Genomic DNA, 26,120 nt, shown 5'->3' on the forward strand with positions numbered 1-26,120 from the left:
TAATGGACGACTTGCCCATAGGGCCGATGCTCGCGGTAGTGACCCTGCTGGTTTTATGGTCGGGGCTGTTTACCGCCATCGAGGCGGCGCACCAGCATTTGCTGGCCCAGCGCACCGCAACGCGTTCCAGCGACAAACCGGTGGCGAAACTCAACTTCCCCCTGGCCAGCCTGATTTTTTGCAACACACTGTGCCGTGCACTCGTGGTGGTCATCAGCACCTTGCTGGCCATTTTCACCTGGGCCGAGAACGGCCCGTGGGTCGCCTGCCTCGGGGCGGGCGCCATGCTACTGGTGTTTTCCGACTACTTGCCACGCACCCTCGCCGCTCGCTATCCGGAGGCGATCCTGGCCCAGGGCAACAACCTGCTACGGTTACCGCTGAAAATCATCTATCCCGCGGCATGGCTGCTCACCAGCATCAGCCGGTTGCTGACGCGCCCATTCGTCCGTAAGGCCAAAGTGGTGCAACAGAGTGAGGACGAAGCACTGACGGAGCGGCATGCACCCTCCGAAACCGTAAGCCGCCCTCACGCGCTGCCAGGCATCCACGCACTGGACAACATCACCGTCAATGACATCCTGGTACCGCGCAGCGATGTGGACGGCATCAATCTCGATGACTCCATCGAAGAAATCATCGAACAATTGCGCCACAACAAGCGTACGCGCCTGCCGGTGTTTCACAGTGATATCAACCAGGTCGAAGCCGTCCTCAACACCCGGCATATCCTGCACTTGTTGCCCGATGCAAGCCTGACCAGGGAAGCCTTGCTGGCGGCCAGTCACGAGCCGTACTTCGTGCCGGAAAGCACCCCGCTGCAGCTGCAACTGCTCAACTTTCACAAACAGCAGCGACGCCTGGGCATGGTGGTCGATGAATACGGCGAAGTGCTGGGCATCGTCACCCTGGAAGACATTCTCGAAGAAATCGTCGGCGAGTTCGAAAGCCAGCACAGCCTGGACAACCCGCACATTCACCCGCAAGCAGACGGACGCCTGGTGATCGACGGCGCCGCGTCCATCCGCGAACTGAACAAGAGCCTCGGCTGGCACCTGCCCAGCGATGGCCCGAAAACCCTGAACGGCTTGGTCACCGAGGCGCTGGAAACCATCCCGGACTGCCCTGTATGCCTGAAAATCGGCCGCTATCGACTGGAAATTCTCGCGACTGAGGACAACCGTGTCACGCGGGTGTTGATTTGGCCAACCAACCCGGCTCCCACTGCTTTACCCTCCCGTTAGATTGTTGAAAGATCGCAGCCTGCGGCAGCTCCTACATCGGAGCGCGCCCCCCCCTGTAGGAGCTGCCGCAGGCTGCGATCTTTTGCGCTTGTTGAATCGTTAGCCACCTTCCTATAATCGAACCGCTTACCCAAGCCCCGCCATACCCCGTGCCACCCGCACTCTGCGTTAAGCCCACATCCCTGGGTTCTCGACCATAATAATTCGCTCCACTGGGGCACATGACTGTCAGGGATCACCGCATGACGACCAGCACGACTTACAGCGACTCCACACCTGCACAACCGACGAACTCCGCCACCCGCGTGGCCACTGCAAGCTTCATCGGTACCGCCATCGAGTTCTACGATTTCTATGTCTATGCCACTGCCGCGGCGCTGGTGATTGGCCCGGTGTTCTTTCCTCAGACATCTGGCACCGCCCAGATGCTGTCGGCGTTTCTCACGTTCGGCATCGCCTTCCTCGCCCGCCCCTTGGGTTCGGCCCTTTTCGGCCACTTTGGCGACCGTATCGGCCGCAAGTCGACCCTGGTCGCCTCGCTGCTATTGATGGGCGTGTGCACCACACTGATCGGCGTGCTGCCGGGATACGACAGCATTGGCGCCTGGGCACCGATCCTGCTGTGCATCCTGCGCTTCGGCCAGGGCCTGGGGCTGGGCGGTGAATGGGGTGGCGCGGCATTGCTGGCCACGGAGAACGCGCCGAAAGGCAAGCGCGCCTGGTTCGGCATGTTCCCGCAGCTGGGTCCATCCATTGGCTTCCTGGCGGCCAACGGCCTGTTCCTGACCCTGGCCGTGGTGCTGGACGATGAACAGTTCCGCTCATGGGGCTGGCGTATTCCGTTCCTGCTCAGCGCCGCACTGGTGATGGTCGGCCTGTACGTGCGCCTCAAGCTGCATGAGACCCCGGTATTCGCCAACGCCATGGCGCGCCAGGAACGGGTGAAGATCCCGCTGTTCGAGCTGTTCGGCCAATACTGGATGCCAGTCTTGCTGGGCGCCGGCGCGATGGTGGTGTGCTATGCGCTGTTTTACATCTCTACGGTGTTTTCCCTGAGCTACGGCGTAGCAACGCTCGGCTACAGCCGCGAAACCTTCCTCGGCCTGCTGTGCTTCGCGGTGCTGTTCATGGCGGCCGCCACCCCGCTGTCGGCCTGGGCCAGCGACCGTTACGGGCGCAAGCCGGTGCTGATCGTCGGCGGCGTGCTGGCGATCCTGTCCGGCTTCCTCATGGAACCGCTGCTGACCCAAGGTTCGACCTGGAGTGTGGCGTTGTTCCTGTGCATCGAACTGTTTCTGATGGGCGTGACATTTGCGCCCATGGGCGCGCTGCTGCCGGAACTGTTCCCCACCCACGTGCGCTACACCGGAGCCTCGGCGGCCTACAACCTGGGCGGTATCGTGGGCGCCTCCGCAGCGCCGTTCTTCGCCCAGAAACTGGTGGCGATGGGCGGACTGGGCTACGTCGGCGGTTATGTGTCCGGGGCCGCGGTGCTGAGTTTGATTGCGGTGCTGTGCCTGAAGGAAACACGGCATAACGATTTGAATCAGGTCGCCTGACAGATCGCTTTCGCGGGCAAGCCCGCTCCCACAGGTCTTTTGTCGAACCACTATTTTGTGATCGACACTGATCCTGTGGGAGCGTGGCTTGCCCGCGATGGCGTCATTGCAGACAAAACGCCTCCCGAAAAAACCACAACTTTTCCCAAGCCCATTGTCACCTCGCTCTACGCGCATCGGCTCATCCCCGCTATACTTCCCGGCTTTTCCTGAATAAATGCCAATAGGGTCCCGCCGCGCATGGATAAGACCTACCAGCCGCACGCCATTGAAACTTCCTGGTACAACACCTGGGAGTCAGAGAATTACTTCGCCCCGCAAGGCGCGGGCGAGTCCTACACCATCATGATCCCGCCGCCGAACGTCACCGGCAGCCTGCACATGGGTCACGGCTTCAACAACGCGATCATGGACGCCCTGATTCGTTTCCGCCGCATGCAGGGTCGCAACACCCTGTGGCAGCCGGGCACCGACCACGCCGGTATCGCCACACAGATGCTGGTCGAGCGTCAGCTCGAAGCCAAGGGCCAGAGCCGCCACGACCTGGGCCGCGAAAAATTCCTCGAGAAAGTCTGGGAATGGAAGGATGAGTCCGGTGGCAACATCAGCCGTCAGATCCGTCGCCTCGGCTCGTCCGTCGACTGGAGCCGCGAGCGCTTCACCATGGACGACGGCCTCTCGGAAGCCGTGAAAGAAGCGTTCGTTCGTTTGCACGAAGACGGCCTGATCTACCGCGGCAAGCGCCTGGTCAACTGGGACACCAAGCTGCACACGGCGATTTCCGACCTCGAAGTGGAAAACCACGACGAGAAAGGTTTCCTGTGGAACCTGAAATACCCGCTGGCCGACGGCGCCAAGACTGCTGAAGGCAACGATTTCCTGATCGTCGCGACCACTCGCCCCGAAACCATGCTCGGCGACTCCGCCGTCGCGGTGAACCCGAACGACGAACGCTACAAAGCCCTGATCGGTAAATTTGTCGAGCTGCCACTGGTTGGCCGCCGCATCCCGATCATCGCCGACGATTACTGCGACCCTGAATTCGGCACCGGCTGCGTGAAAATCACCCCGGCCCACGACTTCAACGACTACGAAGTCGGCAAGCGTCACAACCTGCCGCTGCTGAACATCTTCGACAAGAACGCCACCGTTCTGCCGGCCTGTCAGGTGTTCAACCTCGACGGCACGCTGAACGAGACCATCGACGGCAAGATCCCGGTCGAATACGCCGGTCTCGACCGCTTCGAAGCGCGCAAGCAGATCGTGGCCGCGTTCGACGCTGCCGGCCTGTTGGTCAGCGTTGACGATCACGCCCTGAAAGTGCCGAAAGGCGACCGTTCCGGCACCGTCATCGAACCGTGGCTGACCGACCAGTGGTACGTGTCCACCAAGCCTTTGGCCGAACCTGCGATCGCCGCCGTTGAAGACGGCCGCATCCAGTTCGTGCCGAAACAGTACGAAAACATGTATTTCTCGTGGATGCGCGACATCCAGGACTGGTGCATCAGCCGTCAACTCTGGTGGGGCCACCGCATTCCGGCCTGGTACGACGAGTCGGGCAAGGTCTACGTCGGTCGCGACGAAGCCGAAGTGCGTGCAAAGCACAACCTCGGCCCGGACGTTGCGCTGCAACAGGACAACGACGTTCTCGACACCTGGTTCAGCTCGGGCCTGTGGACCTTCTCCACTCTCGGCTGGCCGGAAAAAACCGAATTCCTGAAGAAATTCCACTCCACCGACGTCCTGGTGACTGGCTTCGACATCATTTTCTTCTGGGTCGCCCGGATGATCATGCTCACCATGCATCTGGTGAAAAACGAAGACGGCACGCCGCAGGTTCCGTTCAAGACGGTGTACGTTCACGGCCTGGTGCGTGACGGCCAGGGCCAGAAAATGTCCAAGTCCAAGGGCAACGTCCTGGACCCGCTGGACATCATCGACGGTATCGAGCTCGAAGCCCTGGTGCAGAAGCGCACCTCCGGCATGATGCAGCCGAAACTGGCGAAGAAGATCGAGAAGCAGACCCGCGACGAGTTCGCCGAAGGCATCGCCAGCTACGGCACCGACGCCCTGCGCTTCACCTTCTGCTCGCTGGCGTCCACTGGTCGCGACATCAAGTTCGACATGGGCCGCGTCGAGGGCTATCGCAACTTCTGCAACAAGATCTGGAACGCGGCGCGCTACGTGCTGGACAAGGGCGAAGACTGCGGCCAGAACGGCGAAGCCTATGAGCTGTCCCTGGCTGACCGCTGGATCATTTCGCAGCTGCAACGCACCGAAGCCGAAGTGACCCGCCAACTCGACCAATTCCGTTTCGACCTGGCGGCACAAGCGCTGTACGAGTTCATCTGGAACCAGTACTGCGACTGGTACCTGGAACTGTCCAAGCCTGTGCTGTGGGACGAAAACGCTCCGGTTGAACGCCAGCGCGGCACACGTCGCACCCTGGTGCGCGTACTGGAAGTCGCCCTGCGCCTGGCGCACCCGTTCATGCCGTTCATCACCGAAGAAATCTGGCAGCGCATCGCGCCGCTGGCCGGCATCGAAGGCAAGACGATCATGCTGCAACCTTGGCCAGTGGCCAACGAAACACGCATCGATCAGGCGGCCGAAGACGACATCGAATGGCTCAAGGGCCTGATGCTCGGCACCCGTAACATCCGTGGCGAAATGAACATCGGCCCGGGCAAACCGCTGCCGCTGTTCCTGAAGAACGTCAGCGCCGAGGACCAGCGCCGCCTGACCGAGAACGAAGCCTTGCTGAAGAAGCTGGCGCGCCTCGAATCGATCACTGTGTTGGCTACCGGCGAAGAAGCACCACTGTCCGCCACCGCACTGGTCGGCGAGATGGAAGTGCTGGTGCCAATGGCCGGCCTGATCGACAAAGGTGCGGAGCTGGCGCGTCTGGACAAGGAAATCCAGCGTCTGCAGGGTGAAGTGCAACGTGTCGGCGGTAAGCTGTCCAACGCCGGTTTCGTCGACAAGGCGCCAGCCGAAGTCATCGAAAAGGAACGCGCCAAACTGGCCGAGGCTGAACAGGCCCTGGGCAAGTTGGCCGAGCAGCATGCGCGGATTGCCAGCCTGTAACGGCGGATCGCAATGAAAAAGGGAGGCCCAAGTGGCCTCCCTTTTTTATGCCGCTGCCCCCCTCCCTGTAGGAGCTGCCGCAGGCTGCGATCTTTGATTTTGTTTTTAAAAGCAAGATCAAAGATCGCAGCCTGCGCAGCTCCTACAGGGAACACCTGGATGTGGGACAATGCCCGCCACTTTTAGCCATACCCGAATCGACCACCGCCATGACCGCCCCCCGCACACCAAAACCTGCGCGCAAAAAGCCTGAATCCGCGCCTGCGGCCAAATCCGCGGCGCCGCGTGAGAAGGCCAGCCTGCACCCGCGCAATCGCCATCAGGGTCGCTACGACTTTCCGGCGCTAATCAAAAGCACGCCGGAACTGAAAAAATTCGTGATCATCAATCCGTACGGCAAGGAAAGCATCGACTTCGCCAGCCCGGAGGCCGTACGGGTGTTCAACCGGGCGCTGCTCAAGTCATTCTATGGCATCGCTCACTGGGACATCCCCGCCGACTACCTGTGTCCGCCAGTGCCAGGCCGTGCCGATTACGTGCACTTCCTCGCCGACCTGCTGGCCAGCGGGAATGACGGAGCGATCCCCCGTGGTGCTGCCGTGAAGGTGCTGGACATCGGCATGGGCGCCAACTGCGTTTATCCGCTGATCGGTTACAGCGATTATCGCTGGCAATTCCTTGGCTCCGACATTGATGCGACCGCCATCGCTGCGGCGAAGGCCATCATTCAATCCAATGGCTTGAACAAGGCAATCCAGGTACGCCAGCAGAACAATCCCAAGCAGATCCTCACAGGCCTGCTGGAGAGTGCAGAGCGGTTCGACCTGACCATGTGCAACCCGCCATTCCACGCCTCGCTGGATGAGGCCACGCGGGGCAGTACGCGCAAATGGCGAGCCCTGGGCAAGGCCGATCCGAAACGCAAGCTGCCGGTGCTGAACTTTGGCGGGCAGGCGGCGGAACTGTGGTGTGAGGGCGGGGAAGTGCGTTTCGTCACGCAACTGGTCAGCGAGAGCGTGCAGGTGGCGCAACAAGTGCTGTGGTTCAGCACGCTGGTGTCAAAAGCGTCGAACCTGCCGGCGATCCAGACGGCCCTGACCAAGGCCGGCGCGCTGGACAGTCGGGTGGTGGAAATGGGTCAGGGACAGAAGCAGAGCCGCTTCGTCGCCTGGACCTTTCAGACCCAGGCGCAGCAACAGGCCTGGCGTCAGGCACGCTGGAGCAACGCTCAAGCGTAGCGAGCGCTTTATCGCGCCCATAAAAAAACCGTGCCCGGATCGCTCCGGCGCACGGCTTTTCTTAACAAGTCTTACTTGTTAACAGCGTCGGTCAGGCCTTTGGCCACAACCAGCTTGATCACTTTCTTGGCAGCGATTTCGATGGCAGCGCCAGTCGAAGGGTTACGGCCGGTACGGGCAGGACGCTCAGTCACTTTCAGCTTGCCGATGCCTGGCAGAGTGATTTCGCCGCCGTTTTCCAGCTGATCGGCAACGATTTGGCCCAGTTGGTCCAGAGCGTTACGCGCGGTGGTTTTCGGCGCGTCGATAGCTTCAGCGATGTCGGCGATCAGTTGGTCTTTAGTAAGAGCCATTTAGTGTTCCTTCCCTATCAAATTCATATGGATTGCAGAGTGCAATGTCAGCCATCGAGCCCGATCTTCTGGATCCGGCACCCTCGGCCAAATAACCTCGGGATCGGGGTTATAGATACCGAAATCAGGGTTTGGTTCGACCTGACAAATGCTGACTGCACGCTTAACGCAGTGACTTCGCGCAAGACCGGGCAAAGCTAGCACACAGACGTGGAAATATCCGCCTCTAGCTACCCATTTGGTCAGCTTTATTGCGCTAAAACATGAAAAAAACGCATAAGAACCGTCGGTCGCCTGCCAATTGCCCTTCGCGCCGCGCCAAAACCAGTGGTTGCGGTACACTGAGCGCTTTTTCGGGGGAGCACGCCCTCCTCTCCTCATTCAGCCGAGAAGCCCATGCCGATCCGTCATTGCATCGTCCACCTGATCGACAAAAAACCCGACGGCACACCTGCAGTTCTCCATGCCCGTGACTCCGAACTGGCTGAGTCCGCGGCCATCGAGAACATGCTCGCCGACCTCAACGAAAGCTATAACGCCAAACAGGGTAAAGCCTGGGGCTTGTTCCATCCGGAATCCGGTGCATTTCCGTTCAGCGGCTGGCTGAAGGAGTACTTCGAGGGCGGCCAGGATTTCACGGCGTTCAGCCGCGTGGCGGTCGAGCACCTGCAAAAACTGATGGAAGAATCGAACCTGTCCGTCGGCGGCCATGTGCTGTTCGCACACTATCAGCAAGGCATGACCGACTACCTGGCCATCGCCCTGCTGCACCACAGCGAAGGCGTGGCCGTGACCGATGAACTGGACGTGACCCCGTCCCGTCACCTGGACCTGGGCCAATTGCACCTGGCGGCGCGGATCAACGTTTCCGAGTGGCAGAACAATAAACAATCCAAGCAGTACATTTCGTTCATCAAAGGCAAGAACGGCAAAAAGGTTTCGGAGTATTTCCGCGACTTCATCGGCTGCCAGGAAGGCGTCGACGGTCCGGGTGAAACCCGCACCCTGCTCAAGGCCTTCAGTGATTTCGTTGAAAGCGAAGACCTGCCGGAAGACGACGCCCGCGAGAAGACCAAGACCCTGGTGGATTACGCCAGCAGCCAGGCCAAGCTCGGTGAGCCGATGGGCCTGGAGGAATTGTCGGGGCTGATCGACGAGGAACGCCCGAAGGCCTTCTACGACCACATTCGCAACAAGGACTACGGCCTGTCGCCGGAAATCCCGGCCGATAAACGCACCCTGAACCAGTTCCGTCGATTCACCGGCCGCGCCGAAGGCTTGTCGATCAGTTTCGAAGCACACCTGCTGGGTTCGAAGATCGAGTACGACGAAGAAGCCGGCACGCTGATCATCAAGGGCCTGCCCACCTCGCTCACCGATCAGCTGAAGCGTCGCAACTGATGCTCGGCGGCGTCCTGAAAAAATTCCTGCTGATCCTGCTGGTGGTTGTGGCTTACCAGAACTGGGGCAAGATCGAGCGGGTCTTCAACCCTTCGCAAGTGGTGTCAGAGCAGACGCAGACAAAGGCCAACGTCGTGCTCTACGCCACCGAATGGTGTGGTTACTGCAAACTGACCCGGCGGTTTCTCGATCAGAAAGGCATTCCGTACAAGGAATTCGATATCGAGAAGGATGCCGTCGCGCGCAAGGATTACGAGGCCTTGGGTGGTGGCGGAATTCCGATCATCGATGTGAACGGAACCCTGATTCGCGGGTATGACCCGGATGCGATTCTGGCGGCGTTGAAGTAACCCTGTAGGAGCGAGCTTGCTCGCGAAAAAACCATGGGCGCCGCTGGGCATCCGGTTTTACGCGTTATCGTTCACGATCTTCGCGAGCAAGCTCGCTCCTACAAAGGTCAGATGGCTTCGATACGGAAACCAAACCGCGGGAAGTGCACATGCACCAAGCCGCCACGTTCGTCCTTGCGCCGCACAATCAACTCTTCGCTGCCGGCAAACAGCAGCTCTCCCGCGACCGGATCAACGCCATAGTCCGTGGCCGCGATGACCACCTGCTGACCCGCCGTGAATCCGTTGGGATCGACGAACTGCTCATCCGGCAATGCCGCTGGCGTGGACCTGCGCGCCACCTCCAGCGCCTCTTCGGACGTCATCTCGCTGGAGGCGCCATGACCAAAGCCCAATACCCGAGAGTGCCACGCATTGACTGCCGGGTAAGCCTCGACCAGCGGAGCCGTCACCGGTGTGGCCTTGAGGAACCAGAGGCAATGGGCCAGGGCAAAGTCGGCAATCGACGGTTCACCGAACAGGAAATCACCCTCTTCACGCTGCAACTGCAGCTCCAGCCGCGACATGATCGTTGGCCACTGATGCTTGGCCTGTTCGGTAGACAATTTTGTCGCGCTACCACCACTGAACAAACCGGCACGGTCGGCCAGAAACGCCTTGATCGCTTCCGGCGATAAATTGCCAAAACGCACCGCAATCGATTCCGGCTGGAACACCAGGCTGACCGCGTGCTGGAACACAACAGAGTCAGCCCATGCTGCAAACGACGCGGTGATCATTTCCTGACCTTGCGGAAAGAACGCCGGCAAGGCTTTTTCCTGCTCCAGTCGCCGGGCAATCAATGCCGTATCGCAATAAATATCAGCACCGACCTGCAACACCGGTGTCTTGCGGTAGCCACCGGTCAATGCCGTAAGGTCCGGTTTGGGCATCACTGGCGAGATCTTCACCGAACGCCATGACAAGCCCTTGAAGCCCAGCAACAAGCGGGCCTTTTCGGCAAAGAGGGACGTCGGGTAATGATGAAGAATCAACTCGGACATGCTCGGCTCCGCCGCACAAATTAGGAATCCGCAGCTTAGCGCGCAATCGGTTGGCAGCCTACAGATGTGCCTGATGGGAGCCGATCAGCCAGATTGATAAGACGCGACCAGACATTCCTTGGCGCTTTTGCGCAGTTTCTTGATCAGCCGTTCCTGGCGCAGCGCTTCGCTTTTGTCGCGACAAAGTTCGGTGTAGACCAGCGCCATGGCCGGGCTGGACAGAAAGAACCGTGCACCCTTGCCACTTTGATGCTTGGCGAAGCGGCGCACGGGATCATCGCTGACCCCGCAATACAGCGAACCATTGGCCGCGCGAACGAGGTAGACGAACCAGGGCTTGCTGACGGGAGACTCGCTTGGGGTGGTCACGGCACGATCAAGGCTTGAAAGGAAACGAGCCGCGATCTTATCAGCGACCGGCCTGAAATGCCTTCAGCCCCTTCAACGCCTGGGCGCGAACGGCGTTGCGCACCAGTGGCGTCCAGCCCAGCAGCAGACCTTTGAAACCCAATGCCTGTCGTGACCAGGTCCAGAGATCAAAGCTGTCGTGATGCTCGCAAATCCTGCCGTCGCGAAAGACGAAGCGCGCCTGGATGTCGTTGACCACGGTGTTGCCGGTCTGGCTGAACAGGTAGGTCGCCACCCAATGGGCACCACCGGTGCACCCGTCGGCGTGAACATGATCGAAGGTCAGGGAAAAATCCTTGGCCCGAGTAGTCAGCATGCGCCACATGTCACCGGCATCGCGACCGCGAAGCTCACCGAACGCCGGGTCACTGAACACCACATCATCGGTGTAGCAGGCAGCCATGGCTTCGGCATCCAGGCGCTGGAAAGCCTGGTAGAAACGGGTGATCAAGGCGCTATGGGCTTCACTCATCTGCGGGTTCCCCTGGGTTTGCATGGTGACTTCGAAACAGTGCCTGCACGATAGTCTGCAAATGCATCGAACACTATCGGCATTCACGACGAAAATAACGCGATGACTATTCACATCATTCCGCTGTCCCGGGCGTAGGAAAAAAGATCAACGTCCGTGCAAACACCTAACCGGTGCATGGCCATTTTCTTTTGTTTACTGATGGTCGACACGCTGCGATTGAAGCCGGGAGGGCGACTTGTGCTTTGACCGTTCCCTGGCGGCTTACGCCCAGCGCTTCTTTACCAGCCACGAAACAGTGCTTCAAGCCGGTCAGGTCAATCTCTACAACCCGGTACTGGCCGGCGCGCAGATCACCGGCGTTCAGCTCATGACCGAGCAGGCGCTCCAGGTTGAAGGCCAAGGCAATCCCATCGAAGGGATTGCCCGCAGCCAGGCCCAGGTCGAAATACGCCAGAACGGTTCGCTGATCCACTCGACAGTGGTACCGGCCGGACCGTTTTCCCTGAGTAACGTACGTCGGCTCGACAGTCGCTCCGATGTTGAAGTCACCGTCAAGGAAGCGGATGGCAGCGAGCAACGCTTCACAGTCCCCGTCGCCATGCTCGGCGTTGACCTGCCGGCTCCCGGCTTTTCGTTGGCCGCCGGCCAGGTACGCAGTCTCGGCGATGCCCGGAGCGGTGACCCCTGGGTGATCAGCGGTGGCTGGAGTGGAGCACTCAACCCGAATGTCCTGCTCAGCACCGGTGCCACCGGCACCGCCGATTACCGTGCTACGGGCGCTGGCCTGAGCCTGCTGCCAGGGCACGCCACACAGATCCGGACCACCCTGCAAGCGGCCGACACCAGCACCCGTCAGGCCGACAGGGGGCTTCAGGTCGATCTGAATGTTTCGCAACGTTTGGGTGAACAGTGGTCGATCAATGCCGCAACCTCGAACCGGACTTTCGGCTATCGCGACTTGTCCGAGGCGGTGTTCGATACTCAGTCGGAGCGTAGCCCGTCGCGCTACCGCGATCAGCAGAGCCTGTCGCTGACCTGGTCACACCCCGGGTTTGGCGCGTTCAGCAGCGGCTTCAATCGCTCAACGACATTCGACGGGCAAAACAGCAGCCGCGCCCTGGCGTCCTGGGGCACCCGGATTGGCGACGTGTCGGTGTCGGCCACCGCGCAATGGCAAGTCAGCGGCACCCAACGTAGCGACGACAGTGTTTATCTGAGCCTCAGCATTCCACTGGGTGAACGTCGCCGGGCGCGCACCTGGGTACGCCATTCCGCTGGCGAATACCGCGGCGGTGTCGGCTTGAACGAGCAGATCAACGACCAGTTGAGCTACCGGGTCGGTGTTGAGCACGACACACGAGACAAACAAGTGCAGTCCTCCGCAGGGGTTTCCCTGCTGCCGCGCTACAGCCAACTGGACTTGAACTACACCCGCTCCGATGCCGAACGCTCCAGCTACCAGATTGGTGCGCGTGGCGGTGCCGTTCTGCACGGCGACGGCCTGACGTTATCGCCGTACGCCGTACAGGACACCTTCGCGCTGCTTTCGGTTGGCGACGAAAGCGCCATCAAAGTCTCGACCCCAAGCGGTCCGGTCTGGACCGACTGGAAAGGTCAGGCCGTTGTGCCTCAAGTGAGCGCCTATGGGCGCAGCCCGGTAGAAGTCGACACCCGCTCGCTGCCGCGCAACCTCGATATCAACAACGGACTGGCCGTGGTTTCCGCCGGACGCGGGGCCGTCGACAAGGTCGAGTTCGGCGTCACCTTGACCCGCGGTGCCCTGCTCAAAGTCACCACGGACGACGGTGCCCCCCTGCCCCGTGGCGCGACGGTAAGCAGCGCAGACGGTGAGTTCATCACGCTCGCTCAAGAAGGTGGATTGGTGTTTCTGCCCAACGCACTGAACATCCGCGAGCTGTGGATAACCGCACCAGAGCTGGAGCGCTGCGAGCTGCGTTTCGAACTGCCGGCCAAGGCCAATACCCAGGTGTATTACGAGACCGCCGACGCCCGGTGCCACACACTTTGAGGATCTCCCCATGAAGCTGTCCCACACTCTGTTGTTAACACTCGGCACGTTGATGTTGAGCGGACTTGCGCCGCACGCCTGGGCCCTCGCCGATGAATGCAAGCTCACCCTGAGTCAGCCGGTACTCGATTACGGTTTGACGAATCGGGCCATATGCGCCAATGGCTCCGCAGAGCGCCCCCTGGGCGAGCGCCGCCTGAGCCTGAACCTGAGCTGCCCCCAACCCACTGACATGACCCTGTTCTACCGCGCCATGGCCGCGACCGCCGAGCGCTTTCGCTTTGCCGAACACGGCAGCTATGCCGTGCGCATGAGTGACGCCGTGCTCGATGGACAACCGGTGGACCTGGGCCTGATTTCTGCCGTCGGCCAGGTACCTGAAGCAACCACTTCGAGTCTGCTTTGGCAACCGCAGCAGGCCATCGTTCCGGTTCGGGGCGGTGTGGCGGCGCAAGGGCAAAGTCTTTCAGCACAACTGGAGCTGACTGCCTGGGCGTCGGAGAAAGCGCTGCAGGTACGTGACGCCGTAACCTGGGAAACCACCGGCCTGTTCGACGCGGTCGCGACGGGTCGCTCAAGTGAGATAACCCTGCGCGCCAGTTTCGCCCCCACCGCGTGCAAAGTGGATCTGTCCAATGGCGGCCTGGTGAACTTCGGTCAGCTAACGAAAAACGATCTGAACGCTGACAAAAACACCCCACTGCCACCCAAGGATTTGACCCTGCGGGTTGACTGCGACGCCCCGACGGAGTTTGCCCTGGTCATGCATGACAACCGCCCTGGCTCGGCAACGGACAACAGCGAGATTTACTACGGGCTGGGTCTGGATCACCGCAGCAACAAGATCGGCCTGTACTCACTCAATGTCGATCCCGCTAACGCCAGCGCCGACAGCTTCGCCCGCCTGTATCAAACCTACTCCACCACCCAGGGCGCGGCCTGGAGAACCTCCAGTTCGAACCCGATTCCGTTCGCCCAGAGAAGTTACCTGGGCTTTACGGACAGGGCCGGCAGCACCGCAGGCCCGGCCTTTATCCAGAACCTCACCACTACGGTGACGGTCGAGGCCGTCATTGCCCCCACCAATAGCCTGGACCTGAGCACTGCCGTTCACCTCGACGGCTCGGGGACGATCGAAATTCTATACCCGTAACACCCACCCTGCCTTGTTGAAGCCGCGGGGCACTTACGCCCCTCGGAACATTCAAGGCCAACAACTAAAGAAAGGAAGCTTTATCCATGAAAAAATACCTCGCAGCATTTGCTACAACAGCTGTGATCAGCACCGCCCCTCAGGCCTTCGCGGTGGACAATACCCTGGAGGTCAAAGGCACTATCATTCCAGTCGCTTGCACGCCGGTCTTCTCCAATAATGGCACCATCGAACTAGGCAAGATTTCGTCCAAAGAGCTTAATCCAGACACCCATAAAAAGATCAGGGAAAATAACATTCAACTGGTCGTAACCTGCAGTGCTCCACAAAGGTTCTCACTGAATCCAATTGACAATCGACGCGAGACATCAACTGGTGATTGGTTTGGCCTTGGTCTGACCAACAACTCAGAAAAGTTGGGCTACTTTTACCCCGAAATTCTGAGTGTCAAGGACGGTGCAACACCGCTGGACCCAATCGACTCAATAGACGAGGAGAACTGGTCGAAAGCAACCTCTGCCAAACCGGGACGTTACTTGTCCGTTGCCGCTATTGGCGGCACCTCACCGATTGATGCAGAAGTTGTCACCTTTGATTTTAGGGTCGATACCTATATCGCCCCCGCCGACGGGCTGCCCCTGGACCAGGACGTCACCATTGACGGCTCCGCAACGTTCGAAGTGGCGTACTACTAAGGGCCAAGGCACTGAACCGTTCGTTGCCTGAATGAACGGTTCAGCGCCTAAACTTCTACGAAAAAAAGGAATTTATCGATGAAGCGTATTCCCATGGCCCTGACCACTGGACTGCTGATGGGCACAGCGACTGCTGCCGTTGCGGTGCCCCCCAATTAACTCTTGGTCAAAGGCACCATCACCCCGGTCGCCTGCACCCCGACTTTCTCCAACAACGGTCTTGTCGACTACGGAAAAGTTTCCCGACAGGACCTGAACGTCGACACAAGGACGCAACTGCGTGACGAGTTCCTCGACCTCAGCATCAGCTGCAACACAGCGGCGCCTTTTGCATTGATCATGCGGGATAACCGCGAAGGCTCGGCCATCGTCAACAGTGAGATCTACTACGGTCTGAATTTCGACCGCAGCGGCAACAGGATCGGTCTGTACTCACTGCACTTCGATCCTGACCGCACCGTAGCGGACGCTCTGCCGCAAGTGTATCGAACCGACTCCACCACTGGCGGGCGGGCGTGGAGTACATCCAGCTCCAGCCCCATACCGATTGCCGCCAACAGCTGGCTGGGCTTCATCGATTTGGCGGGCAGCACCGCAGGTCCTGTCGAGATCAAGAACCTGAGCAGCCGGGTCACTCTCGTCGCCGTCATTGCCCCCACTTCAACGCTGGACCTGAGTGACGATGCAATAATCGACGGTTCCGCGACCCTGGAGGTTGTCTATTTATAGACATCCGTCACGGTTGAATTCTCTCGCTGCTGACTTGCACATACAGCGCCCTCCCGGCGCCGAGACCGGCGATGATCGCACCCAGGCCGATGACGCCGAAGATCCAGCCCACCGCCGTCCAGCCACCGGTCCAGTCATGCACGATACCGACCGCGAACGGTCCCATGGACGCCAGGGTGTAACCAAAACCCTGGGCCATGCTCGACAGGTTCGCGGCGACGTGGGAGTCCCGCGAACGCAACACGATCAGGGTCAAGGCCAGGCTGAACGTGGCGCCCTGCCCCAGCCCCAGCACGATCGCCCACCCCCACAAGCCTTCGATCGGCGCATACAGGCAACCGAACAGACCACCGAGGGTCAGGACCATCACGATCACGATTGCCAGGCGCTGGTCCTTGCCGCGAGTCGCCAGCCAGGGTGCCGCAAGGGAGCTGGCCAGTTGCACGATCACCGAACCCGACAGCACCAGCCCGGCCTGGGTCGGGGTCAGGCCGCGACCGATCAGGATCGACGGCAACCAGCCGAACACGATGTAGGCCAGGGACGATTGCAGGCCCATGTACAAGGTTACTTGCCAGGCCAGCGGATCGCGCAGCAAGCCTCGAACGCGGTAGGCAACGTTGTGCGCGCCGTGTTTCTGGCTGACTTGCGGCAGCCAGAACAGCGCCGCCGCCAATGCCGGAACAACCCAGAAACCGAGGCCCAGCTCCCAGCGCTTGTCGAAGTGCTCGCTCAGCGGCACGGTCGCACCCGCCGCCATCGCCGCACCCAGGCAAAGGGCCATGGTGTAGACGCCGGTCATGGTCCCGGCCTGTTTCGGGAAATCGCGCTTGACGATGCCTGGCAGCAACACACCGATCACGCCGATGCTGGCACCGGCCAGCACACTGCCGGCAAACAAGCCGATCCCACCGAATGAACTGCGCAGGATGATCCCGCCAGCCAGTGTCAGAAGAATGCCCAGCACCACCCGCTCAGCCCCAAAACGTCTGGCCAGCAGCGGAGCCAGCGGCGCAAACAGGCCAAGGCAAAGCACCGGCAACGTGGTCAGCAATCCTGCCGCCGACGCCGACAAGCCGAGGGACTTCGAGACGTCGCTGAGCATCGGCGCCATGCTCGACAGCGCCGGGCGCAGGTTCAGCGCCACCAGAATCAGGCCCAGCAGCAACAGCCACGGCCGGCGCAGAACCGGGTGGGTCTGCTGAACCTGTTCGTCATCGGCCTCGGCATCGATCAGCAGTTCTTCCAGCTCTGCCGAACGTTTTGCGGCTGTGGATAAATTACTGCGCGGTATCGACTTCCCGGTTTCAAGGTTCATTGATCAACTGCCTCGACAAGGATTTGGCCCGCTCCGGGTCGCGTTGTTCGACGGCATCGAGCAACTCGATATGCAGGTCGAACACTTCCTGGCGGCGCGGGACGATGCTCAGGGTCTGGCGCAACTGCGCGCCGACGACGCTGGAGAAATAGCGATACAACTCGCTGAGAGTCGGGTTGTGCGCGGCGTCCACCAGGCGGCGGTGGAACACCAGATCGCAGGCGATGTAGGTGTCGAGATCGCCGTGGTAGTGACTGCCGCTGACACCCAGCGCCTCGCGCAATGCCACCAGGTCTTCATCGGTGCGGCGCATGGCTGCCAGGCCGATGGCCTCGACTTCGAGGATGTGCCGGGTTTCCCGGGCCTGCTCAAGGGAGCAACGGGACAACGCCTTCAGGGTATCGAGCGGATCGACCACCGCCCGCAGGTAACTGCCGTCACCCTGGCGGATTTCGATCAACCCGGAAAACGCCAACACGCGCATGGCTTCGCGCACGGTGTTGCGGCTGATGCCCAGTTCCGCCGACAACTCGGGCTCGGTGGGCAAACGCTGGCCAACTACCCAGATACCCTGGTTGATACGCTGGCGCAGTTGGTCCAGAGCCTGATCGACCAAGGATCGTTTTACCAACGGAGAGATTTCTGACATGGAATTCGCCCTCTCATCCAATCATAGGATGAATTTTCTGTCATGTTAGTCAACATATTCCAAGAGGGCAACCGTTCAGAATTGGCGCGTGATCAATGGAGTCGGTAGCACAACCCCCTGTGGGAGCGGGCTTGCTCGCGAAGGCGGCTTAACATTCAACGAGTATGTTGCCTGACACTCCGCTTTCGCGAGCAAGCCCGCTCCCACAGGGTTTTGCATTCGGACGTTAAATCGCGGGCAAAAATAAACCCGGAACTCAGTCCGGGTTTATTTCAGTGCCTGGGCTCGATCAATGCAGGATCTGGCTCAGGAACAGCTTGGTGCGATCATTCTGTGGGTGATCGAAGAAGTCGTTCGGCGCGGCCTGTTCGACGATTTCGCCCTTGTCCATGAAGATCACGCGGTTGGCCACGGTGCGGGCGAAGCCCATTTCGTGGGTCACGCAGAGCATGGTCATGCCGTCTTCGGCCAGGCCGATCATGGTGTCCAGTACCTCTTTCACCATCTCCGGGTCGAGTGCCGACGTCGGCTCGTCGAACAGCATGATTTTCGGCTTCATGCACAGCGCGCGGGCGATCGCCACACGCTGTTGCTGACCGCCGGACAACTGCCCCGGGTACTTATGCGCCTGCTCCGGAATGCGTACGCGTTCCAGATAGTGCATGGCGATTTCCTCGGCCTTGCGCTTGGGCATCTTGCGCACCCACATCGGCGCCAGCGTGCAGTTCTGCAGGATGGTCAGGTGCGGGAACAGGTTGAAATGCTGGAACACCATGCCGACTTCGCGGCGGATCGCTTCGATCTGCTTGAGGTCGTTGGTCAGTTCCACGCCATCGACCACGATGCGGCCCTGCTGGTGTTCTTCCAGGCGGTTGAGGCAGCGGATAGTGGTGGACTTGCCGGAACCCGACGGGCCGCACAACACGATACGCTCGCCCTGCTTGACGTTGAGGTTGATGTCTTTCAACACGTGGAACTGGCCGTACCACTTGTTCACGCCCTGCATCTGAATAATGCCTTCAGGGCTCACAGGCTTTTTATTTGCTTCGCTCATAAAAGAACTCCTAACGCTTGTGGCCTGTGTCGAGCTTGCGTTCCAGATGCATGGAATAGCGCGACATACCAAAACAGAAAATCCAGAACACCAGGGCCGCGAACACATAGCCTTCGGTGGCCATGCCCAGCCATTTCGGATCGGCGGCGGCTTGCTTGACGCTGTTGAGCAGATCGAACAGGCCGATGATGATCACAAGGCTCGTGTCCTTGAACAGCGCGATGAAGGTGTTGACGATGCCGGGGATCACCAGCTTCAGGGCTTGCGGCAGAATCACCAAGCCCATGCTGCGCCAGTAGCCCAGCCCCATCGCTGCAGCCGCTTCGTACTGCCCCTTGGGAATCGCTTGCAGACCACCGCGCACCACCTCGGCCACGTAGGCCGACTGGAACAGGATCACGCCGATCAGCGCCCGCAGCAGCTTGTCGAAATTCATGCCTTCAGGCAGGAACAGCGGCAGCATCACCGAGGACATGAACAGCACCGTGATCAACGGCACGCCGCGCCAGAACTCGATGAAGGTCACGCAGACCACTCGAATCGCCGGCATGTTCGATCGACGCCCCAGGGCAAGGACAATCCCCAGCGGCAAGGCACCGGCGATGCCGACGGTGGCGATCACCAGGGTCAGCATCAGGCCGCCCCATTGGCTGGTCGCCACCTGGGTCAGGCCGAAGACGCCGCCGTGCAGCAAGCACCAGGCAATGATCGGGTACAGCACCAGGAAGCTCAGGCCATACACGGCCTTGCGGTGAAAGCGCGAGATGAACAACGGCGCCACGCCAACGATCGCCAGCCACACGGTCAGGTCGACGCGCCAGCGCAGTTCCGGCGGGTAGTAGCCGTACATGAACTGGCCGAAGCGCTGCTGGATGAACACCCAGCAGGCGCCCTCCTTGGTGCAGTCGGCCTGGCTGGTGCCAACCCAGTTGGCATCGAGGATCGCCCACTGCAGGATCGGCGGGACAACCAGGTAAATCAGATAGAACGCAAACAGGGTCAACAGCGTGTTGAGCCAGCTGGAGAACATGTTCGCGCGCATCCACGCCACCACACCGATGCTGCTGCTCGGAGGGGGCATGTCAGGTTTGAAAGTATGAGTGCTCATGCGCTTTTCCTTACCGCTCGATCAGCGCAATGCGCTTGTTGTACCAGTTCATCAGCAGGGAAATGCTGATACTGATCGCCAGGTACACGCTCATGGTGATCGCAATCACCTCGATCGCCTGGCCGGTCTGGTTCAGCACCGTTCCTGCGAACAGCGAGACCATTTCCGGATAACCGATACCGGCCGCCAGCGAGGAGTTCTTCGCCAGGTTCAGGTATTGGCTGGTCAGCGGTGGAATGATCACGCGCAGGGCTTGCGGGATGATCACCTTGCGCAGGGTCGGACCATTGCGCAGGCCGAGGGAATGCGCCGCTTCGGTCTGGCCGTGGCTGACCGACTTGATGCCCGAACGCACGATCTCGGCGATGAACGCCGCGGTGTACACCGTCAGCGCCAGGGTCAAGGCCAGCAGTTCCGGGATCAGTACCCAACCGCCCACGAAGTTGAAGCCCTTGAGCTGCGGCATTTCCCAGTGCACAGGGGCGCCGAAAACCAGCGCGCAAAGGGCCGGAATCACCAGGAACAAGGCCAGGCCGGTCCAGAACTTGTGGAATGGCACGCCGGTGGCTTCGAAGCGCTTGTTGGCCCAGCGGCACATCAGCACGATGGCGACGATGGCGACTACAACGCTGATCACAAACGGCCAGAAACCATCCGCCATCAGCGCCGCCGGCATGTTCAGACCACGGCTGCTGACGAAGAAGGTATCGCCGAAGTTGTGGCTGTTACGCGGCCCAGGCATGGTCAGGAACACCGCGAAGTACCAGAACAGGATCTGCAGCAGCGGCGGAATGTTACGGAAGACTTCCACGTACACCGTCGCCACTTTGGCGATGATCCAGTTCTTCGACAGCCGCGCCACACCCACGATGAAACCCAGGATCGTCGCCAGGATCACGCCGATGAAGGTCACCAGCAGCGTGTTGAGCAGGCCGATGACAAACACCCGGGCGTATGTGTCCGCTTCGGTGTAGTCGATCAGGTGTTGAGCGATGCCGAAACCGGCACTGCGCTCGAGAAAGTCGAAACCGGAGGTAATGCCCCGGTGCTGCAGGTTGGTCTGGGTGTTATCGAACAGATACCAGCCCAGCGAGACCACCCCGATAATCGTGATGATCTGGAATACCCACGCACGCACTCGTGGATCGCTGAGGCTGAGCCTCTGCTTAGGTGCGCCGATTGAATTTTGCATGAAGTGCCCCGGAAATAATGGAACAGAACATCACCCGGTGGTTGGCCCACCGGGTGATAGAACCATCAGCGCACTGGTGGTGCGTATTGAATGCCGCCAGCGTTCCACAGAGCGTTCAGCCCGCGGTCGATTTCCAGCGGAGTACTCTTGCCGAGGTTTTTCTCGAACACTTCGCCGTAGTTACCCACTTGCTTGACGATCTGCACGACCCAGTCTTTCTTCACTTTCAGGTCTTTGCCGTATTCACCGTCGGTACCCAGCAGACGGGCAACATCCGGGTTCTTGGTGCCCTTGGCTTCGGCTTCGACGTTCTTCGAAGTGATGCCGGCTTCTTCAGCGTTGAGCATGGCGTAGCCAGTCCAGCGCGCGATGGCCAGCCACTCGTCGTCGCCATTACGCACGACCGGGCCCAGAGGCTCCTTGGAAATGGTTTCCGGCAGAACCACGTAGTCCTTCGGCGAAGCCAGCTTGCTGCGCTGGGCGAACAGCTGGGATTTGTCGGAGGTCAGTACGTCGCAACGACCGGATTCCAGCGACTTGGCGCTTTCGTCGGAGGTGTCGAAGGTGATCGGGGTGTATTTCAGGCCGTTGCCGCGGAAGTAGTCGGAAACGTTCAGCTCGGTAGTGGTACCGGCCTGGATGCAGATGGTTGCACCGTCCAGCTCTTTAGCGCTTTTCACGCCCAGCTTGTTGTTTACCAGGAAGCCGATGCCGTCGTAGTAAGTGATGAAGCCCGGGAATTTCAAGCCCATGCCCGCATCACGGGAGCTGGTCATTGTGGTGTTGCGCGACAGAATGTCGATTTCGCCGGACTGCAGCGCGGTGAAGCGCTCCTTGGCGTTCAACTGGCTGAACTTGACCTTGGTCGCGTCGCCGAAGACAGCCGCCGCCACTGCACGGCAGTAGTCAGCATCGATACCGACGATCTTGCCGGTGGAATCCGGAACCGAGAAGCCTGGCAGACCATCGCTGACGCCACACTGCACGAAACCTTTTTTCATCACTGCATCCAGGGTTGCGCCCGCCTGGGCAAACCCGCTGACACCGAGTACCGCGGCTGCAGTCACGATAGCCAGGGTGGATTTCAACATCTTCATTCAAACCTCCAGTTTTGCTCTTGTTGTGTCGGAGCGTGAGTCCTGTCGCACCCTTTTGAGGCGTAGTCGACCCGTGTTGGCTTGTTTTTGGGTCAACCGACGTAAGACGTTAGCTATGAGTCTAGTAGGAGAAAATCCACGTCATGGAAAACTCGCTCTCACCAGTCGGCCGAACGGGCTGTAGCCCTTTCACGTTCGCGAAGCCCCGTATCGGCCTTTGGCGAACATCCATCACCGGATTCTTTTCAATCCCACTAACAACCTCGGCCTGATAGTGTTACCGACAGGCGTAGGATTTTTCATACAGAGTTCGCCATAGCAAAGCCCGTACCACACCGCTCGCCGAAGCGGTTCAGCTGCAGGTCAATAGCAAAACTTGTAACCTTGCGACATCTTCGTAACTGATCAACCAGACACGCACTCAGCCCTCGCACTCAATGAGAGCGCACGCACACTTTTGGAGCAGCCATGACCAACCCCTTGATTCTTGAACCCGTCAAGACCGCAGACGCCTGCGTTATCTGGCTGCACGGCCTGGGTGCCGATCGCTACGACTTCCTGCCAGTGGCCGAAGCCCTGCAGGAATCCCTGTTGAGCACCCGCTTTGTTTTGCCCCAGGCGCCGAGCCGCGCCGTCACCATCAACGGCGGATACGAGATGCCGAGCTGGTACGACATATTGGCCATGAGCCCCGCGCGCGCGATCAACCGCGAGCAACTGGAGGAGTCTGCCGACTGGATCATCGAACTGATCGAATCGCAGAAAGCCAGCGGAATAGACGCCTCGCGGATTTTTCTGGCCGGTTTTTCCCAGGGCGGTGCCGTGGTGTTCCACACCGCGTTTCTGAAGTGGCAGGGACCGCTGGGTGGCGTCGTTGCCCTTTCTACTTATGCACCGACCTTCAGCGACGAACTGCAACTGTCCGCCAGCCAGCAGCGCATTCCGGTACTGTCGATGCACGGCCAATACGACGACGTGGTGCAGAACTCGATGGGACGCAGCGCCTACGAGCACTTGAAGCATCGTGGTGTCACCGTGACATGGCAGGAATACCCAATGGGCCACGAAGTGTTACCCGAGGAAATTCGCGACATCGGCACCTGGCTCACCGAGCGCTTGCGTTAATACTTCAGGTTCCTTTCTTTGTTTAAAGGTCCCTTTGATCCATCCCACTACGCCGCGCCCGATTCTTGCATTACACTGGCCGGCGTACATTCCTTAACCAATTGATGAGATGACCGTGCTCAAAGCACTCAAGAAAATGTTCGGTAAAAGCGAGACTGAGCAACTCGCGCCAGTCCCCAGCGCTCCGTCTCACGCTCCCAGCCACCGCACCGACGGTAATCAGCCTGAACGGACCGCCACCACGACGGCACCCAAGCATGAGCCCAAGCCCGCACCCGCTGCCCAGCCTGTAGCGATAGCAGCCCCGGAACAGCCGCTCAGCGAAACACCGAAACCCGCCAAACCGCGCCGCGAACCCAAGCCCAAGGCGCCGGTCATCCCATGGAAACTCGAAGACTTCGTTGTCGAGCCCCAGGAAGGCAAAACCCGCTTCCACGATTTCAAGCTGGCCCCTGAACTGATGCACGCCATCCAGGACCTGGGCTTCCCGTATTGCACACCGATCCAGGCACAGGTGCTGGGCTTCACGCTCGCCGGCAAAGATGCCATCGGCCGCGCCCAGACCGGTACCGGCAAAACCGCTGCGTTCCTGATCTCGATCATCACCCAGTTGCTGCAAACCCCGCCGCCGAAAGAGCGCTACATGGGTGAGCCACGGGCGCTGATCATCGCGCCGACCCGCGAACTGGTGGTGCAGATCGCCAAGGACGCCGCCGACCTGACCAAGTACACCGGCCTCAACGTCATGACCTTCGTCGGCGGCATGGACTTCGACAAGCAGCTCAAGCACCTCGAAGCCCGCCACTGCGACATCCTGGTGGCCACGCCGGGCCGCCTGCTGGACTTCAACCAGCGCGGCGACGTGCATCTGGACATGGTCGAAGTGATGGTGCTGGACGAAGCCGACCGCATGCTCGACATGGGCTTCATCCCGCAAGTGCGCCAGATCATTCGCCAGACGCCACCGAAGGCCGAGCGCCAGACGCTGCTGTTCTCCGCGACCTTCACCGAAGACGTGATGAACCTGGCCAAGCAATGGACCACCGACCCTGCCATCGTCGAAATCGAAGTCACCAACGTGGCCAACGAAAACGTCGAGCAGCACATCTACGCCGTGGCCGCTGCCGACAAGTACAAGCTGCTCTACAACCTGGTCAACGACAATGGCTGGGAACGCGTGATCGTGTTCGCCAACCGCAAGGATGAAGTGCGACGCATCGAAGAACGCCTGGTGCGCGACGGCATCAACGCTGCGCAACTGTCCGGCGACGTACCGCAGCACAAGCGCATCAAGACCCTCGAAGGTTTCCGCGAAGGCAAGATCCGCGTCCTGGTCGCCACCGACGTGGCCGGTCGCGGTATCCACATCGACGGCATCAGTCACGTAATCAACTTCACCCTGCCGGAAGTGCCGGACGACTACGTGCACCGCATCGGACGGACCGGTCGTGCTGGCGCCGACGGTGTGTCCATCAGCTTTGCCGGTGAAGACGATTCCTACCAGTTACCGTCCATCGAGGAAAAACTGGGGCGCAAGATCAGCTGTGAAACACCACCGACGCATCTGTTGCGGGCGGTTGAGCGCAAGCGCCCACACTAAAGGACGCTGAAAAGACAAGCGCAGCCGGAAACGGACTGCGCTTTTTTTTCGCCCGGATATTGTGAGATACAACTAAAAGTCCATAATGGACAAATTAGTTTACTTTCAGTCCCGGAGCCGACCATGTCCAATACGCCCCAAGTGATCAACCAGAACCAGGCTCGCGAGCTGCTGGCTCAGGTCGACGTGCCGCAGATCCTGCGCAAAATGTTCCGTGACCTGGCGGCCGGGCAAGCCGTGCAACCGGCACAACAACTGGTGGAATTTCCCCAGGGCGCCGGTGACTTCATCAACTACCTGGGTGTGTTGGCAGAAGACGGCGTGTACGGCATCAAGACTTCGCCGTACATCGTCCGTGAGCAGGGACCCTTGGTGACTGCATGGACTGTGCTGATGTCGATGCACACCGGCCAGCCGCTGTTGCTGTGCGACGCGGGTGAACTGACCACCGCACGCACCGCCGCGACCACCGCCGTGGCGGTCGATGCCCTCGCGCCGCTGACTGCCAATCGCCTGGCCATCATCGGCAGCGGCAAAGTGGCCCAGGCGCACCTGCATTACGTGAAAGGCCTGCGCGACTGGCAGAGCATCAGCCTGTACGCGCCGCACCTGAGCGATGATGCTCAAACCGTGAGCCTGCTGAAAAACATCGAGCCACGCCTGAACATCGTCGAGAGTCGCGAAGCTGCCGTGCAGGACGCCGACGTGATCATGCTCTGCACCTCATCCGCAGGTCCGGTGATCGACCCGTCGAGCTTGCGCAAACCGGCGCTGATCACCTCCATCAGTACCAACGCGCCGCGTGCCCACGAAGTGCCGCCGCAAAGCCTCAATGACATGCAGGTGTACTGCGACTATCGCCTGACCACTCCGGGCGCAGCCGGTGAAATGCTGATCGCCGGCGAACAACATGGCTGGGACAAGAGCGCGATTGTCGGCGACCTGCCGGACCTGCTCAGCGATAAAGTCCAGCGCCCCGGTTACGATCGGCATGTGTTTTTCCGCTCCATCGGCCTGGGCCTGGAAGACATTGCGCTGGCCAATGCCATCTACCAGCTGAATCACTAACAACGCGAAACCTGTGGGAGCGGGCTTGCTCGCGAATAGCGTCTGACATTCACCTGAGATATTGACTGTCAAACTGCTTTCGCGAGCAAGCCCGCTCCCACAGGGGATCACTACAATTTCAGCATCGCGCCTCACAGGAGACGTT

Annotated in this window: 21 protein-coding genes and 3 pseudogenes; 13 read left to right on the forward strand and 11 right to left on the reverse strand. The window is 60.1% G+C overall.

The features are described 5' to 3' along the window. Positions 1-2 precede the first annotated feature (2 nt). The 4 genes from KSS91_RS23685 to rlmF all read left to right on the forward strand — a co-directional run bounded on the left by KSS91_RS23685 (position 3) and on the right by rlmF (position 7,128). Positions 3-1,244 carry an HlyC/CorC family transporter gene (locus KSS91_RS23685; RefSeq protein WP_217836291.1) on the forward strand — a complete coding sequence of 414 codons (1,242 nt, stop codon included), beginning with the start codon at positions 3-5 and terminating at the stop codon, positions 1,242-1,244. Positions 1,245-1,486: 242 nt separating this feature from the next. Beyond that, positions 1,487-2,803, forward strand: a complete 1,317-nt coding sequence (locus tag KSS91_RS23690; RefSeq protein ID WP_217836292.1) for an MFS transporter — start codon at positions 1,487-1,489, stop codon at positions 2,801-2,803. A 240-nt stretch (positions 2,804-3,043) separates the two neighbouring features. Then, positions 3,044-5,890 (forward strand): valine--tRNA ligase, encoded by a 2,847-nt coding sequence (locus KSS91_RS23695; RefSeq protein WP_217836293.1) that lies wholly within the window; start codon positions 3,044-3,046, stop codon positions 5,888-5,890. Positions 5,891-6,099: 209 nt separating this feature from the next. Next, positions 6,100-7,128, forward strand: a complete 1,029-nt coding sequence (gene rlmF, locus KSS91_RS23700; protein WP_217836294.1) for a 23S rRNA (adenine(1618)-N(6))-methyltransferase RlmF — start codon at positions 6,100-6,102, stop codon at positions 7,126-7,128. A gap of 71 nt (positions 7,129-7,199) precedes the next feature. Here the strand turns inward: rlmF and KSS91_RS23705 are convergent, their stop codons facing one another. Further along, complete coding sequence (locus KSS91_RS23705; RefSeq protein ID WP_007905514.1) at positions 7,200-7,481, reverse strand: HU family DNA-binding protein; 282 nt, start codon at positions 7,479-7,481, stop codon at positions 7,200-7,202. 396 nt (positions 7,482-7,877) lie between these two features. On the opposite strand from KSS91_RS23705, the gene yejK reads away from it, so the two are divergent. Together yejK and KSS91_RS23715 are read left to right on the forward strand one after the other, a co-directional pair. Beyond that, positions 7,878-8,882 (forward strand): nucleoid-associated protein YejK, encoded by a 1,005-nt coding sequence (gene yejK, locus KSS91_RS23710; protein WP_126047407.1) that lies wholly within the window; start codon positions 7,878-7,880, stop codon positions 8,880-8,882. Continuing rightward, positions 8,882-9,232 (forward strand): glutaredoxin family protein, encoded by a 351-nt coding sequence (locus KSS91_RS23715; RefSeq protein ID WP_015096711.1) that lies wholly within the window; start codon positions 8,882-8,884, stop codon positions 9,230-9,232. The genes yejK and KSS91_RS23715 overlap by 1 nt, the downstream gene beginning before the upstream one ends. Positions 9,233-9,339: 107 nt before the next feature. On the opposite strand, the gene KSS91_RS23720 is transcribed toward KSS91_RS23715, so the two are convergent. The 4 genes and pseudogenes from KSS91_RS23720 to KSS91_RS28390 all read right to left on the reverse strand — a co-directional run. After that, entirely contained in the window at positions 9,340-10,275 is a 936-nt protein-coding gene (locus KSS91_RS23720; protein ID WP_217836295.1) for a glutathione S-transferase family protein, read from the reverse strand. An 84-nt stretch (positions 10,276-10,359) separates the two neighbouring features. Then, entirely contained in the window at positions 10,360-10,644 is a 285-nt protein-coding gene (locus KSS91_RS23725; RefSeq protein ID WP_015096713.1) for a GIY-YIG nuclease family protein, read from the reverse strand. A gap of 40 nt (positions 10,645-10,684) precedes the next feature. Continuing rightward, the gene (locus tag KSS91_RS23730) at positions 10,685-11,155 is read right to left on the reverse strand and encodes a nuclear transport factor 2 family protein (protein WP_217836296.1); all 471 of its coding nucleotides are present in this window, start codon (positions 11,153-11,155) and stop codon (positions 10,685-10,687) included. A gap of 110 nt (positions 11,156-11,265) precedes the next feature. After that, a pseudogene (locus tag KSS91_RS28390) lies at positions 11,266-11,379 on the reverse strand (response regulator); the annotation flags it as partial. A gap of 32 nt (positions 11,380-11,411) precedes the next feature. On the opposite strand from KSS91_RS28390, the pseudogene KSS91_RS23735 reads away from it, so the two are divergent. The 4 genes and pseudogenes from KSS91_RS23735 to KSS91_RS23750 form a co-directional block, all read left to right on the forward strand. Then, a pseudogene (locus KSS91_RS23735) lies at positions 11,412-13,187 on the forward strand (fimbria/pilus outer membrane usher protein); the annotation flags it as partial. A gap of 10 nt (positions 13,188-13,197) precedes the next feature. Beyond that, the gene (locus tag KSS91_RS23740; protein ID WP_217836297.1) at positions 13,198-14,340 is read left to right on the forward strand and encodes a DUF1120 domain-containing protein; all 1,143 of its coding nucleotides are present in this window, start codon (positions 13,198-13,200) and stop codon (positions 14,338-14,340) included. 86 nt (positions 14,341-14,426) lie between these two features. Beyond that, complete coding sequence (locus KSS91_RS23745; RefSeq protein WP_217836298.1) at positions 14,427-15,035, forward strand: DUF1120 domain-containing protein; 609 nt, start codon at positions 14,427-14,429, stop codon at positions 15,033-15,035. Between the two features lie 78 nt (positions 15,036-15,113). Further along, positions 15,114-15,764: pseudogene (locus tag KSS91_RS23750) on the forward strand (DUF1120 domain-containing protein). Between the two features lie 7 nt (positions 15,765-15,771). Here KSS91_RS23750 and KSS91_RS23755 read toward each other — a convergent pair. The 6 genes from KSS91_RS23755 to KSS91_RS23780 all read right to left on the reverse strand — a co-directional run bounded on the left by KSS91_RS23755 (position 15,772) and on the right by KSS91_RS23780 (position 22,182). Further along, a complete protein-coding gene (locus tag KSS91_RS23755) occupies positions 15,772-17,082 on the reverse strand; it encodes a CynX/NimT family MFS transporter (RefSeq protein WP_217836299.1) in 1,311 nt (436 codons plus the stop codon). Continuing rightward, positions 17,072-17,731 (reverse strand): FadR/GntR family transcriptional regulator, encoded by a 660-nt coding sequence (locus KSS91_RS23760; protein ID WP_126047426.1) that lies wholly within the window; start codon positions 17,729-17,731, stop codon positions 17,072-17,074. Before KSS91_RS23760 ends, KSS91_RS23755 begins: the two co-directional genes overlap by 11 nt. A 289-nt stretch (positions 17,732-18,020) precedes the next feature. Continuing rightward, positions 18,021-18,785 (reverse strand): amino acid ABC transporter ATP-binding protein, encoded by a 765-nt coding sequence (locus KSS91_RS23765; RefSeq protein ID WP_007972685.1) that lies wholly within the window; start codon positions 18,783-18,785, stop codon positions 18,021-18,023. A gap of 10 nt (positions 18,786-18,795) precedes the next feature. After that, entirely contained in the window at positions 18,796-19,893 is a 1,098-nt protein-coding gene (locus KSS91_RS23770) for an amino acid ABC transporter permease (RefSeq protein ID WP_015096723.1), read from the reverse strand. A 10-nt stretch (positions 19,894-19,903) separates the two neighbouring features. Further along, complete coding sequence (locus tag KSS91_RS23775) at positions 19,904-21,085, reverse strand: amino acid ABC transporter permease (protein ID WP_217836300.1); 1,182 nt, start codon at positions 21,083-21,085, stop codon at positions 19,904-19,906. A gap of 65 nt (positions 21,086-21,150) precedes the next feature. Beyond that, positions 21,151-22,182 carry an amino acid ABC transporter substrate-binding protein gene (locus KSS91_RS23780; protein WP_217836301.1) on the reverse strand — a complete coding sequence of 344 codons (1,032 nt, stop codon included), beginning with the start codon at positions 22,180-22,182 and terminating at the stop codon, positions 21,151-21,153. Positions 22,183-22,650: 468 nt separating this feature from the next. On the opposite strand from KSS91_RS23780, the gene KSS91_RS23785 reads away from it, so the two are divergent. From KSS91_RS23785 to KSS91_RS23795, 3 genes are all read left to right on the forward strand, one after another. Beyond that, entirely contained in the window at positions 22,651-23,307 is a 657-nt protein-coding gene (locus KSS91_RS23785; protein WP_217836302.1) for an alpha/beta hydrolase, read from the forward strand. Between the two features lie 109 nt (positions 23,308-23,416). Continuing rightward, positions 23,417-24,907 carry an ATP-dependent RNA helicase RhlB gene (rhlB, locus tag KSS91_RS23790; protein WP_015096727.1) on the forward strand — a complete coding sequence of 497 codons (1,491 nt, stop codon included), beginning with the start codon at positions 23,417-23,419 and terminating at the stop codon, positions 24,905-24,907. A gap of 123 nt (positions 24,908-25,030) precedes the next feature. Then, a complete protein-coding gene (locus KSS91_RS23795) occupies positions 25,031-25,975 on the forward strand; it encodes an ornithine cyclodeaminase family protein (RefSeq protein WP_217836303.1) in 945 nt (314 codons plus the stop codon). Positions 25,976-26,120 lie beyond the last annotated feature (145 nt).

This window comes from Pseudomonas azerbaijanorientalis, assembly GCF_019139795.1.
In the GTDB taxonomy this organism is placed as follows: domain Bacteria; phylum Pseudomonadota; class Gammaproteobacteria; order Pseudomonadales; family Pseudomonadaceae; genus Aquipseudomonas; species Aquipseudomonas laurylsulfatiphila.

Excerpts from the sequence above, each read along its gene's own strand:
- KSS91_RS23730 (WP_217836296.1), bottom strand. The coding sequence starts at position 11,155 with ATGAGTGAAGCCCATAGCGCCTTGATCACCCGTTTCTACCAGGCTTTC.
- KSS91_RS23785 (WP_217836302.1), top strand. The coding sequence starts at position 22,651 with ATGACCAACCCCTTGATTCTTGAACCCGTCAAGACCGCAGACGCCTGC.
- KSS91_RS23780 (WP_217836301.1), bottom strand. The coding sequence starts at position 22,182 with ATGAAGATGTTGAAATCCACCCTGGCTATCGTGACTGCAGCCGCGGTA.
- rlmF (WP_217836294.1), top strand. The coding sequence starts at position 6,100 with ATGACCGCCCCCCGCACACCAAAACCTGCGCGCAAAAAGCCTGAATCC.
- KSS91_RS23760 (WP_126047426.1), bottom strand. The coding sequence starts at position 17,731 with ATGTCAGAAATCTCTCCGTTGGTAAAACGATCCTTGGTCGATCAGGCT.
- KSS91_RS23775 (WP_217836300.1), bottom strand. The coding sequence starts at position 21,085 with ATGCAAAATTCAATCGGCGCACCTAAGCAGAGGCTCAGCCTCAGCGAT.
- KSS91_RS23770 (WP_015096723.1), bottom strand. The coding sequence starts at position 19,893 with ATGAGCACTCATACTTTCAAACCTGACATGCCCCCTCCGAGCAGCAGC.
- KSS91_RS23685 (WP_217836291.1), top strand. The coding sequence starts at position 3 with ATGGACGACTTGCCCATAGGGCCGATGCTCGCGGTAGTGACCCTGCTG.
- KSS91_RS23765 (WP_007972685.1), bottom strand. The coding sequence starts at position 18,785 with ATGAGCGAAGCAAATAAAAAGCCTGTGAGCCCTGAAGGCATTATTCAG.
- rhlB (WP_015096727.1), top strand. The coding sequence starts at position 23,417 with ATGACCGTGCTCAAAGCACTCAAGAAAATGTTCGGTAAAAGCGAGACT.
- KSS91_RS23705 (WP_007905514.1), bottom strand. The coding sequence starts at position 7,481 with ATGGCTCTTACTAAAGACCAACTGATCGCCGACATCGCTGAAGCTATC.
- KSS91_RS23740 (WP_217836297.1), top strand. The coding sequence starts at position 13,198 with ATGAAGCTGTCCCACACTCTGTTGTTAACACTCGGCACGTTGATGTTG.
- KSS91_RS23690 (WP_217836292.1), top strand. The coding sequence starts at position 1,487 with ATGACGACCAGCACGACTTACAGCGACTCCACACCTGCACAACCGACG.
- KSS91_RS23795 (WP_217836303.1), top strand. The coding sequence starts at position 25,031 with ATGTCCAATACGCCCCAAGTGATCAACCAGAACCAGGCTCGCGAGCTG.
- KSS91_RS23695 (WP_217836293.1), top strand. The coding sequence starts at position 3,044 with ATGGATAAGACCTACCAGCCGCACGCCATTGAAACTTCCTGGTACAAC.
- KSS91_RS23745 (WP_217836298.1), top strand. The coding sequence starts at position 14,427 with ATGAAAAAATACCTCGCAGCATTTGCTACAACAGCTGTGATCAGCACC.
- KSS91_RS23715 (WP_015096711.1), top strand. The coding sequence starts at position 8,882 with ATGCTCGGCGGCGTCCTGAAAAAATTCCTGCTGATCCTGCTGGTGGTT.
- KSS91_RS23720 (WP_217836295.1), bottom strand. The coding sequence starts at position 10,275 with ATGTCCGAGTTGATTCTTCATCATTACCCGACGTCCCTCTTTGCCGAA.
- KSS91_RS23755 (WP_217836299.1), bottom strand. The coding sequence starts at position 17,082 with ATGAACCTTGAAACCGGGAAGTCGATACCGCGCAGTAATTTATCCACA.
- yejK (WP_126047407.1), top strand. The coding sequence starts at position 7,878 with ATGCCGATCCGTCATTGCATCGTCCACCTGATCGACAAAAAACCCGAC.